The sequence below is a fragment of the Micromonospora sp. I033 genome, assembly GCF_053890995.1.
In genome coordinates this window covers 1-10908 of the sequence record NZ_JBSSLX010000196.1, presented here as the reverse complement: position 1 = coordinate 10908, position 10908 = coordinate 1, and the positions used below count along the sequence as shown (strand labels likewise).

The 10908-nt window shown below is 74.7% G+C and carries 10 protein-coding genes; 5 read left to right on the top strand and 5 right to left on the bottom strand.

Going from position 1 to position 10908, the window contains the following annotated elements; all coding sequences use genetic code 11:
• Positions 1-47 precede the first annotated feature (47 nt).
• Together ACW0Q9_RS24820 and ACW0Q9_RS24815 are read right to left on the bottom strand one after the other, a co-directional pair.
• Positions 48-695, bottom strand: coding sequence for a response regulator (locus tag ACW0Q9_RS24820; RefSeq protein WP_456185226.1), 648 nt, complete (start codon positions 693-695; stop codon positions 48-50).
• The gene (locus ACW0Q9_RS24815; protein ID WP_456185224.1) at positions 692-1846 is read right to left on the bottom strand and encodes a sensor histidine kinase; all 1155 of its coding nucleotides are present in this window, start codon (positions 1844-1846) and stop codon (positions 692-694) included. Before ACW0Q9_RS24815 ends, ACW0Q9_RS24820 begins: the two co-directional genes overlap by 4 nt.
• A 160-nt stretch (positions 1847-2006) precedes the next feature.
• Here ACW0Q9_RS24815 and ACW0Q9_RS24810 point away from each other — a divergent pair, with 160 nt between their 5' ends.
• Positions 2007-2672, top strand: coding sequence for a DedA family protein (locus ACW0Q9_RS24810; protein ID WP_456185222.1), 666 nt, complete (start codon positions 2007-2009; stop codon positions 2670-2672).
• Here ACW0Q9_RS24810 and ACW0Q9_RS24805 read toward each other — a convergent pair.
• Positions 2647-3285 carry a TetR/AcrR family transcriptional regulator gene (locus tag ACW0Q9_RS24805; protein WP_456185220.1) on the bottom strand — a complete coding sequence of 213 codons (639 nt, stop codon included), beginning with the start codon at positions 3283-3285 and terminating at the stop codon, positions 2647-2649. The genes ACW0Q9_RS24810 and ACW0Q9_RS24805 overlap by 26 nt on opposite strands.
• A 78-nt stretch (positions 3286-3363) precedes the next feature.
• On the opposite strand from ACW0Q9_RS24805, the gene ACW0Q9_RS24800 reads away from it, so the two are divergent.
• The 4 genes from ACW0Q9_RS24800 (at position 3364) to ACW0Q9_RS24785 (ending at position 8446) form a co-directional block, all read left to right on the top strand.
• Positions 3364-3816, top strand: coding sequence for an SCP2 sterol-binding domain-containing protein (locus ACW0Q9_RS24800; protein WP_456185218.1), 453 nt, complete (start codon positions 3364-3366; stop codon positions 3814-3816).
• A 1-nt stretch (position 3817) separates the two neighbouring features.
• A complete protein-coding gene (locus ACW0Q9_RS24795) occupies positions 3818-5032 on the top strand; it encodes an acyl-CoA dehydrogenase family protein (protein WP_456185216.1) in 1215 nt (404 codons plus the stop codon).
• A gap of 177 nt (positions 5033-5209) precedes the next feature.
• Positions 5210-6775, top strand: a complete 1566-nt coding sequence (locus ACW0Q9_RS24790; RefSeq protein WP_456185214.1) for an AMP-binding protein — start codon at positions 5210-5212, stop codon at positions 6773-6775.
• 93 nt (positions 6776-6868) lie between these two features.
• Positions 6869-8446 carry a N,N-dimethylformamidase beta subunit family domain-containing protein gene (locus ACW0Q9_RS24785; protein WP_456185212.1) on the top strand — a complete coding sequence of 526 codons (1578 nt, stop codon included), beginning with the start codon at positions 6869-6871 and terminating at the stop codon, positions 8444-8446.
• 71 nt (positions 8447-8517) lie between these two features.
• Here ACW0Q9_RS24785 and purD read toward each other — a convergent pair whose 3' ends face one another.
• Together purD and ACW0Q9_RS24775 are read right to left on the bottom strand one after the other, a co-directional pair.
• The gene (gene purD, locus ACW0Q9_RS24780) at positions 8518-9765 is read right to left on the bottom strand and encodes a phosphoribosylamine--glycine ligase (RefSeq protein WP_456185210.1); all 1248 of its coding nucleotides are present in this window, start codon (positions 9763-9765) and stop codon (positions 8518-8520) included.
• 83 nt (positions 9766-9848) lie between these two features.
• Positions 9849-10784, bottom strand: a complete 936-nt coding sequence (locus ACW0Q9_RS24775) for a type IV toxin-antitoxin system AbiEi family antitoxin domain-containing protein (protein ID WP_456185208.1) — start codon at positions 10782-10784, stop codon at positions 9849-9851.
• Positions 10785-10908 lie beyond the last annotated feature (124 nt).

Sequence of the window (10908 nt, the reverse complement as noted above, 5' to 3'; positions counted from 1 at the left end):
GCCGTCGGGCCCGCGCCCGGGCCGCCGCGCGCCGCTGACCACCGATCTCACTCCTCCAGCAGGTCGGCGTCGTGGACCAGGATGGCGAGCTGGACCCGGTTGGCCACGCCGAGCTTGGCCAGCGCGCGGCTGACGTGCGTCTTCACGGTCGCCTCGCTCGTGCCGAGCCGGCGGGCCACGTCGGCGTTCGCGTCGCCCCGGGCCACCTCCCGGACGATCGCCGCCTCCCGGTCGGTGAGCCGGGCCAGCCGCTGCCGGGCGGCCTCCCGGCGGGCCGGGCCGCGCTCGGCGAACGAACTGATCAACCGCCGGGTCACCGTCGGGGCGAGCATGGCGTTGCCGGCCGCCACGGTCCGCACGGCGGCCGCGAGTTCCCGGGGCGGGGTGTCCTTGAGCAGGAAGCCGACCGCTCCGGCGCGCAGCGCGGCGTGCACGTACTCGTCCCGGTCGAACGTGGTGAGCATGACGACCTTCGGGCCCTCGGCGACGATCCGGGGCGCGGCGGTCAGCCCGTCGGCGCCGGGCATCCGGACGTCCAGCAGCACCACGTCGGGCCGGAGCCGGACGGCGGCGGCCACCGCTTCGGCCCCGTCGGCCGCCTCGCCCACCACCACGATGTCCGGCGCGGCCTCCAGGATCAGCCGCAGGCCGGCACGGACCAGCTGCTCGTCGTCGGCGATCAGCGTACGGATCATGGCAGCTCCGCCACCGGCACCAGCGCCCGCAGGAGGAACCCGCCGTCGGAGGTGGGGCCGGCCGACAGCCGCCCGCCGGCCAGCTCGACCCGCTCGCGCAGCCCGACCAGGCCGAGCCCCGCACCGGGCAGCGTGGGGCCGGGCCGGGTGGACGGGCCGTTGCGGACGGCGACCTCGATCCCGTCGGGCAGGTGCCGCAGGCGGACGGTGACCTTCGCGTCCGGGGCGTGCTTGCGCACGTTGGTCAGGCCCTCCTGGGCCACCCGGTGCACGGTCCGGGCCACCGTGCCGGGCACCGGCCGGGGCCTCCCCTCGTCCTGCCGGTCCACCCGCAGGCCGGCCGCCCGGGACTCGCGGACCAGCTCGTCGACCGCGTCCAGCCCGGTTGGTGGAGGCAGGGCGCCGTCGGTGGCCCGCTGGCGCAGCACGCCGAGCACGTCGCGCAGGTCGGTCAGGGCCGCCCTGCCGGTGGCGCGGATCAGGGCGGCCGCCTCGACGGTCGCCGGATCGGCGGCGGTCACCTCCAGCGCCCCGGCGTGCACCACCATGAGCGAGACCCGGTGCGCCACCACGTCGTGCATCTCCCGGGCGATCCGGGTCCGCTCCTCGGCGCGTACCCGGTCGGCGCGCGACTCCTGCTCGCGTTCCAGCCGCTCGGCGCGGTCCCGCAGGGCGGCCAGGGTGTCCCGCCGCGCCTGGATCCACAGCCCGGCGACCAGCGGGAAGACCACCAGCCAGGCGAAGAGGGCCATTGCGTTGGCGCCGGTGGCGGTGGTCAGCCGGCGCTCCCCGCCGACCGCGACGCCGATCAGCACCCCGAGCAGGGCGACGAGTCCCGCCCCGAGCAGGTGACCGGCCAGCCGGCGGCCGCGCAGCCCGACCCCGGCCCGCCAGGAGGCCAGCAGGGCGGCCGGCCAGGCGGCCAGGACGAGCCAGCCGACCGTCGCCGCGGCGACCAGCGGCCAGCGGCGGGCCGCGAGGACGGCGGCGCCCGAGGCCAGCGCCGCGGCCAGCACCAGCAGCCGGGGCAGCGGCGAGCGGACACCCAGCGCGCCGGTCGCCGACGCCCAGGTGCCGGCCGCCACCAGAGCGGCGAGCAGGAGCGGCGTGTGCCGCTCGGCCCGGCGGAGCAGGGCGACGCGGGTGGTCACGCGGCGAGCCTAGGCCGGTCCGGCGCGCGACGGGGCGTACCTCCGGGTGGGTTGGGGGCCGACCCCGAGGAGCCGTCGGGGTACGACGCGACGAAAGTGACCGCGGCCGGCCGACCGACGGCAGATGGCGGGGACCGGCGGCGCGACCAGCATCGGGGCCATGGATTCCGTGCTCGACCTGCTCCACCAGACCATGTCCTCGCCCTGGGTCTACCTGGCGCTGTTCGCCGTCGCGGTGGTCGACGGCTTCTTCCCGGTGGTGCCGAGCGAGACCGCCGTGATCACCGCCGGGGTCTTCGCCGCCACCGGCCAGCCCGACCTGCCGCTGGTGGTCGCGGTGGCCGCGCTCGGCGCGTTCGTCGGCGACCACGTCTCGTACGCGATCGGCCGGCACGGCGGCGGCCGGCTGCTGGCCCGGCTCCCGGCGGCCCGTCGCGACGCGGCGCCGGGCCGGGGTGGGCGGCGACGGGCCGCCGTCGAGTGGGCCCGGCGGGGCATCGCGGCGCGCGGCGGCCTGATCCTCACGGTGGCCCGGTACGTCCCGGGTGGACGGACCGCGGTCACGCTGACCATGGGCGCGACCCGGTTTCCCCGGCGGCGGTTCCTCGCCTTCGACGCGCTGGCCGCCGCCTCCTGGGGGCTCTACTCGGCGCTGGTCGGCTACCTGGGCGGGCTCGCCTTCGAGCGGGACCCGGTGCGCGGGCTGCTGCTCGGGCTGGGCCTGGCGCTGACCCTGACCGTGGTCGTGGAGGCGGTGCGCTGGGCGCGGGGCCGCCGCCGGCGGGCGGTGCGCGCCCGGGTCAGCCGGCCGGCGGGTGCCAGGTGATCCCGCGCAGCAGCTGGTCGGCGCCGAGCCAGGCCACGTTCATCATCCGGGTGGCGGTCTTCTCCGGGTCCGCCTCCGGGTGGTCGGCCAGCCAGTCGGCCAGTGACTCGGTCGCGCCGACCAGGGCGTACGCGACGACCTCCAGATCCGTGGCGCCGACCTCGCGCCCCTTGTCGCGCAGCGCGTGGTCGAGCATCCCGGCGACCACCTCGACCAGCCGGCCGCGCATGGTGGCCAGCTCGGCGGCGAACGGCTGCTCGCCGCGGGCCTGCCGGTAGAGCACCGCCCAACCGTCGCGGTGCGCGCCGACGAAGCCGAAGAAGGCGCGCAGCCCGCGCCAGAGCCGCTCGTCGGCGGGCAGGTCGGGTGCGGCCGCCCCGGCGATGGCCTCCATCATCCGGGTGCCCTCCCGGTGCAGGCAGGCCACGAACAGCTCTTCCTTCGTGCCGAGGTACGCGTAGACCATCGGCTTGGAGATGCCCGCGTCGTCGGCGATCTCGTCCATGCTGGCGGCGTGGAAGCCCCGGCGGGAGAAGACCTTGACCGCCGCGTCGAGCATCTGCTGCTCCCGCACGGCGCGGGGGAGGCGTTTGAAGGTCGGTGTGCTGGACACCCTTGCGAGCATACCTACTCGTGCGTAGGGTTACGCCAGAGTAACCAAAGTCGGCTCGCTCCGAGAGGTGCATCCCCCATGACTGACTTCGACCCGGCCAACTTCGCGAACGTCGGCCCCAAGGAGTTCGCGCAGCTGGTCAAGTCCACCCCCGACGACAAGATCGCCGAGGTGATGTCGGGCGACCTGCGCGGCAAGATCCTGAGCGAGGTCTTCAACCGGATGCCGGAGCTCTTCCGCGCCGACCGCGCCGGCTCCACCAACGCCGTGATCCACTGGAACATCACCGGTCGCCCCGACGGCGGCACCGACACCTACGAGATCGTCATCGAGAACGGCACCTGCACCGTCCACGAGGGCGCGCAGCGGGACCCGAAGCTGAGCCTGACCATGGGCCCGGTGGAGTTCCTGAAGATCGTCTCCGGTGGCGCCAACCCGGTGATGATGTTCATGACCGGCAAGCTCAAGGCCAAGGGCGACCTGGGCCTCGCCGCCAACATCGCCAACCTGTTCGACATCCCCAAGGCCTGAGATGGCCGAGTTCTCGCTCGACCTGAACGAGGAACAGCGGGACCTTCGCGACTGGGTGCACGGCTTCGCCGCCGAGGTCGTGCGCCCGGCCGCGGCCGAGTGGGACGCCCGGGAGGAGACTCCCTGGCCGGTCATCCAGGAGGCCGCGAAGGTCGGCCTGTACGGCTTCGAGTTCCTCGCCACCTGCTGGGCCGACCCCACCGGGCTCTCCCTCCCCATCGCCAGCGAGGAGCTGTTCTGGGGTGACGCCGGGATCGGCCTGAGCATCTTCGGCACCTCGCTGGCCGTCGCCGCCATCTACGGCGCCGGCACCCCCGACCAGATGGTCGAATGGGTGCCGCAGTGCTTCGGCGACGTCGACCAGCCCGCCGTCGCCGCGTTCTGCACCACCGAGCCGGAGGCCGGCTCCGACGTCGGGTCGATGCGGACCCGGGCGGTCTACGACGAGGCCACCGACGAGTGGGTGCTCAACGGGCAGAAGGCGTACGCGACCAACGGCGGCATCGCCGGGGTGCACGTGGTCACCGCCTCGATCGAGCCCGAACTGGGCTCGCGGGGTCAGGCCGCGTTCGTGGTGCCGCCCGGCACGCCGGGGCTCACCGCCACCCGCAAGCTGCGCAAGCTCGGGCTGCGCGCCTCGCACACCGCCGACGTCTTCCTCGACGACGTACGGGTGCCGGGCCGCTGCCTGCTCGGCGGCAGGGAGGCCCTCGACGAGCGGCTCGCCCGGGCCCGCACCGGCCAGCGCGCCTCCGGCCAGGCGGCGATGCGCACGTTCGAACTGTCCCGCCCGACCGTGGGCGCGCAGGCGCTCGGCGTGGCCCGCGCCGCGTACGAGTACGCCCTCGACTACGCCAGGGAACGGGTCCAGTTCGGACGCCCGATCATCGAGAACCAGGCGGTGGCGTTCGCGCTCGCCGACATGAAGATGGAGATCGACGCGGCCCGGCTGCTGGTCTGGCGGGCCTCCTGGATGGGTCGGAACAACCGGCCGTTCAGCGCGGGCGAGGGCTCGATGTCCAAGCTCAAGGCCGGCGAGGTGGCCGTCTCGGTCACCGACAAGGCCGTCCAGCTCCTCGGCGGCGCGGGCTTCCTGCGCGACCACCCGGTCGAGCGCTGGTACCGGGACGCCAAGATCTACACCATCTTCGAGGGCACCTCCGAGATCCAGCGCCTGGTCATCTCCCGGGCCATCTCCGGCATGCAGATCCGCTGATCGCCGGCGGACCCCGACCCGCGACCGCGCCGCCCTGCCGGGCGGTACCCCGTCGCGGGTCGGGCCGCCGGTCCCCGCTCCGGTGTCCGCAGGCTGGGGCACTGATCACGCCGACTGGGCCGCGCGCCGCCCCGGGTGCATGATCGGGAGAACACGAACGCGAAGGAGGGTTGCGACTTGGACCTGCCGTTCATCGTCGCCACGCTGACCCGACGCGGACTGCTCAACCCGGGCCGCCCGATCCGGGTGGCCTCCCAGCTCAACGCGTTGCGCAGGTGGGGCTGGAGCCTCGCCGGCGAGCTGCGCCAGGCCGCCGCGCGCGACCCCGGGCGGACCGCCGTCGTCGACGAGCACGGTGCCGCGCTGACCTACCAGGAGCTGCTGGACCGCTCGGAACGGCTGGCCCGCTCGATGCGCGCCGGCCTCGGCGTGCAGGCCGGCGACAGGGTGGGCCTGCTCTGCCGCAACCACCACGGCCTGATCGAGGCGGTCGTCGCCGCGATGCTGCTCGGCGCGGACGCCGTACTGGTCAACACCGGCCTCTCGGCGGCGCAGCTGGCCACCGTCACCGAGGAGCAGGGCCTGCGCGTGCTCGTGCACGACGCCGAGTTCGCCGAGCGGGTCCTCGGCCTCCCCGCCGAGCTGCACCGGGTCGACGAGCGCCGCCAGGAGGAGCTGATCGCCGGCGCGCTGCCCGGGGACCAGCTCCAGCCGCCGGAGCGGGACGGCCGGACCATCGTGCTCACCTCCGGCACCACCGGCGCGCCCAAGGGCGCCCGCCGGCCCACGCCGCACGGTTTCGGCCCGCTGGTGTCCATCATCGACCGGATCCCGCTGCACGCCCGGGACACCGTGCTGATCGCCGCGCCGATCTTCCACACCTGGGGGTACGCCGCCCTGCAGGTGTGCTTCGCGCTGCGCGCCACGATCGTGCTGCACCGGCGGTTCGACCCGGCCACCACGCTGGCCGCCCTGGCCCAGCAGCCCTGCGACGCGCTCTTCGCCGTACCGGTGATGCTGCAACGGCTGATGGAGGCGCCGCCGCCCGAGCCCCGGCCACCGCTCAAGGTGGTCGCGGTCAGCGGCTCCGCCCTTCCGGGCGGCCTGGCCACCTCGTTCATGGACCGCTACGGCGACGTCCTCTACAACCTCTACGGCTCGACCGAGGTCTCCTGGGCCTCCATCGCCGGCCCGGCCGAGCTGCGCGCCGCTCCCACCACGGCGGGGCGCCCACCGCACGGCACCCGGCTGGAGATCCTGGACGACGCCGGCGAGCCGGTCCGGGACGGCCGGGTCGGCCGCATCTTCGTGGGCAACGAGATGCTCTTCGAGGGATACACCTCGGGGGCCGGGCGGGAGAGCCGCGACGGCCTGCTGGACACCGGCGACCTGGGCCGGATGAACGCCGACGGCCTGCTCTTCGTCGACGGCCGGGCCGACGACATGATCGTCTCCGGCGGGGAGAACGTCTTCCCGTCCGAGGTCGAGGACCTCATCGCCCGGCTGCCGCAGGTCCGCGAGGTCGCGGTGATCGGCGTGCCGGACGCCGAGTACGGCCAGCGGCTCGCCGCGTTCCTGGCCCTGCACCCCGGCGAGACGCTCGACCCGGAGGCGGTCCGCGAGTACGTCCGGCACTACCTGGCCCGCTTCTCCGTGCCCCGGGACGTGGTGTTCGTGAAGTACCTGCCCCGCAACGCCACCGGCAAGGTGCTCAGCCGCGAACTGCGCCGCTACTACGGCTGATCCAGAGCGGACAGACGGGTGGGTGCCGCCGGTGGTACCTTGCCTGCGCCGGCACTCCCGGCAGTGCCTCCCACCCCCACCGGAGTTGCTCGCATGGTCCGGATCCGTCGGCGCTGGGCCCTCGGCCTCCTCGTCGGCGGCGTCTCCGCCACGGCGCTCGGCACCGGCGAGCCCGTGCTCAGCCGACGCCGCGCCGCCGCGCCGGTCCGCCGCCAGTCCCCGCCCGTCGAGGTGGAGAACCGGGCCGCCGGCGAGCCCTGGTGGCCGCCGGACGACACCCGGGTCGCCGACGACCGGCGGCGGCAGATCCAGGGGTACGCCTCGACGACCAGCCTCGCCCCCGGCGAGTCCGTCGACTTCCACGTCGCGGTCAACCCGGCCGGCCGGTTCCGGATCACCGTGCACCGGCTCGGCTGGTACGACGGCGCCGGCGCCCGGACCATGGTGACCAGCCCGGAGCTGCACGGCACGCCCCGGCCGGTGCCGCGAGCCGACCCGGCCACCGGGGCGATCGCCTGCCGCTGGCCGGTGTCCTGGACCCTCCGCATCCCCGAGGACTGGACCTCCGGCCTCTACCAGGCGGTCTTCACCTCCGCCGACGGCTGGCGCGCCTGCACCCCGTTCGTCGTGCGGGACGACCGGCGGGCCGCCGCGCTCTGCGTGGTGCTGCCGGTGACTACCTGGCAGGCGTACAACCAGTGGCCGCGGGACCGGCGGGCCGGCAAGAGCCTCTACAACGGCTACGCGGCCAGCGGGCGGCGCGTGCCGGCGCTGCGGGCGCGCGAGGTCTCCTTCGACCGCCCGTACGCCGACGGCGGCCAGCCCACGCAGTTCAGCCGGGACCACGACGCCGTCCAGTGGCTGGAGCGCAACCGCTACGACGTCAGCTACGCGACCAGCTTCGACCTGCACTCCGGGCGGCTCGACCCGGCCCGGCACCGGGGGCTCGTGTTCTGCGGGCACGACGAGTACTGGTCGGCGGAGATGCGCCGCGCCGCCGAGACCGGGCTGGCCGGCGGCACCAGCCTCGCCTTCCTCGGCGCCAACAGCGTCTACTGGCACATCCGGGTGCGACCCTCCGCCGACGGCCGCCCGGAGCGGATCGTCGCCTGCGCCAAGACCACCCCCGACCCCGATGAGGACGCCGCCGGGCCCACGGTGACCTGGCGCAACCTCGACCTCCCCGAGCAGGCGCTGCTCGGCGTCCAGTACAACGGCATCGTGGTCACCCCGCAGCCGCTGGTGGTCCGGTCGGCCGACCACTGGGTGTGGGCCGGGGCCGGGGTGGCCGACGGCGACCGCATTCCCGGGGTCGTCGGCGGCGAGGCGGACGGCGTCCACGCACGCACCGCCCGGCCCGTCGGGGTCGGCGACACCCTGCTCAGCGCGTCGCCCTACCCCGCGCAGCAGGGCGGGCGGCGGATGCAGAACACCCACGTGTACGAGACGCCCGGCGGCGCGGTGGTCTTCGCCTCCGGCACCCTCTGCTGGACGACGGCGCTGAACCGGCGCGGGCACCGCGACGAGCGGATCGAACGGGCCACCGCGAACGTCCTCGACCGGATGGTGGGTCGCGCCCGCGACCAGCAGGTGGCGCCGGCCGGTGCCGACCCCGGAACGGCGGGTGGCTCGGGCCCGCCGGACGGAACCGAAACCGGGGCGCTGGACTGATCGGTGCCGCCGGTCGCAGTCACCCCCGCGCCGCCCCGCTCGAACGGCGGCGAGGCGGCAGGGCTGCCCGGTCAGGCGTGAAGGTCGATCCGGCCGTCCACCGCGGCCGCGGCGATGTCGGAACGGTGATGCGAACCGGCCAGCTCGATGCCGCGTACCACCTCGTAGGCGGCGTCCCGCGCGGCGGCCAGGTCGGGGCCGGTGGCCGTACCGCAGAGGACCCGGCCCCCGGCGGAGCGCAGGGTGCCGTCGGCGTCCCGGCGGGTCCCGGCGTGGATGACCCCGGCGCGGTCCGCGCCGGTGATCACGTCACCGGTACGCGGCGCCGCCGGGTAGCCCTCGGCCGCCACCACGACGGTGACCGCCGCGCCGTCGCGCCAGCGCAGCGGCGGGTGCGCGGCCAGCGTGCCGGTGGCCGCGGCGTGCAGCAGCCCGGCCAGCGGCGTCTCCAGCAGGGCGAGCACCACCTGGGTCTCCGGGTCGCCGAAGCGGGCGTTGAACTCGATCACGCGCGGGCCGGCGGCGGTGATCGCCAGCCCCACGTAGAGCAGGCCGGCGAACGGGGCGCCCCGGCGGCGCAGCTCCGCCAGCGTCGGGTGCACCACGTCGCGCATCACCTCGTCGACCAGGCCGGGCGGGGCCCAGGGCAGCGGCGCGTACGCGCCCATGCCGCCGGTGTTCGGCCCGCTGTCGCCGTCACCGACCCGCTTGAAGTCCTGCGCGGGCAGCAGCGGCACGGCCGCCTCGCCGTCGGTGACCACGAAGAGGGAGACCTCAGGACCGGCCAGGTACTCCTCGATCACCACCTGACCGCACTCCTCGGCGTGCCGCTCGGCGGCGGCGCGGTCATCGGTCACCACGACGCCCTTGCCGGCGGCCAGCCCGTCGTTCTTCACCACGTACGGCGCCCCGAACTCGTCCAGCGCCTTCCCGACGCCCGCCGCGTCGGTGCACGTGTACGCCCGGGCGGTCGGCACGCCGGCGGCGGTCATCACGTCCTTGGCGAACGCCTTCGAGCCCTCCAGCCGGGCCGCCTCGGCCGACGGGCCGAACGCCGCGATGCCCTTGGCGCGGACCGCGTCGGCCACCCCGGCCACCAGCGGCGCCTCGGGACCGATCACCACCAGGTCCGCGGCCATCTCGACGGCGAGCGCCGCCACGGCCGACGGATCGGTGGGATTCACCTCCCGCAGCTCGGCCACTGCCGCGATCCCCGGATTCCCCGGAGCCGCAACCAGCACCGAGACGGAAGGATCTGCAACCAGCCCAAGGGCGAGCGCATGCTCCCGCCCCCCACCACCCACAAGAAGAACCCGCACGACGGCATCCTACTGACCACCCCACCCCACCCCGTCGATCATGAGGTTGGCGGCACGATGTGAGATCGACATCGCCGAGAACCTCATGATCGATTCGAGGATCGGTTGGCCAGGGCTCGGCGGACGACAGAGGGGATGTAGTCGGGGTTCAGGGTGTCGGACCAGGTGAAGCGGAGCACTGTCCAGCCGGCGTTGGTCAGGCGGTTCTGGCGTCGTCGGTCGTCGAAGAGGGCGTTCGGCGCCGCGTGCGGGACCCGGCCGTCCGCCTCCGCGATGACCCGTGCGGCTCGCCAGCCCAGGTCCCCGATACCCAGCAGGTAGCCGTCGGCGTCCCGCACCTCGATCTGAAGCGCATCGGGACGGACCCCGCCGTCGACGCAGCGGAGCCGGGTGCGCGTCTCGAGCGGGGACTGCGCCAGGCCGTTGGCCTCCGCGAGATAGCCGCGCGCTGCCAGGGCACCTCGACGCCCTCGGATCAGGCCCGGGACGGAGAGCAACTCGTCCTCGCTGATCACCTTGCGGTTCAGGGCCGAATCGAGCAACGCCACCGCCGGATACCGGCGCTCTCTGAGGATGAGTTCCGCGACCGTCCGCACCGCGGTGGTCACCGGGATGCCGCCGATCATCGTCACCGCGTCGGCGGGGTGTTCGAGCTGGTGCAGCACGACAGCCGGCTCCTTGACGCGGGCCGCTCTGGCCGCCCGGCCCGGCAGGGCCACGTGAATTGCGCCCGTCCTCGAGAATCCACCGATCCCGTGCAGCTCAGCCGCCGTCCCGAGCACGGCATGGGCGTGCGGCCCCAGCGACAACACCGCGGCCCTGATCCGGCTGATCCGCTGACTGCCAGCGGCCACGGACGGCGCGACCAGGTAAGCGGCGCGGGCCAGGCGCCGCCACCGACCGAACGTCACGAGATTGTCGATCTCGTGCCGGCTGAATCCGGCCCGCAGAGCCTGTTGCCGAGTGACGATGCCGCCCTGCCGCTCGGCAATCCGCCTGACCACCTGCCCACGATCCACCCACCGAGGCTCCCTACTCCCCGGCAGGCCCGAAACCCCCTGTGGACAAACCCCCGCCCACCTGTGGACAACCAATCAGGCACCGACGGTTGATCATGAGGTTGACGGCGATGTGGATCTACAA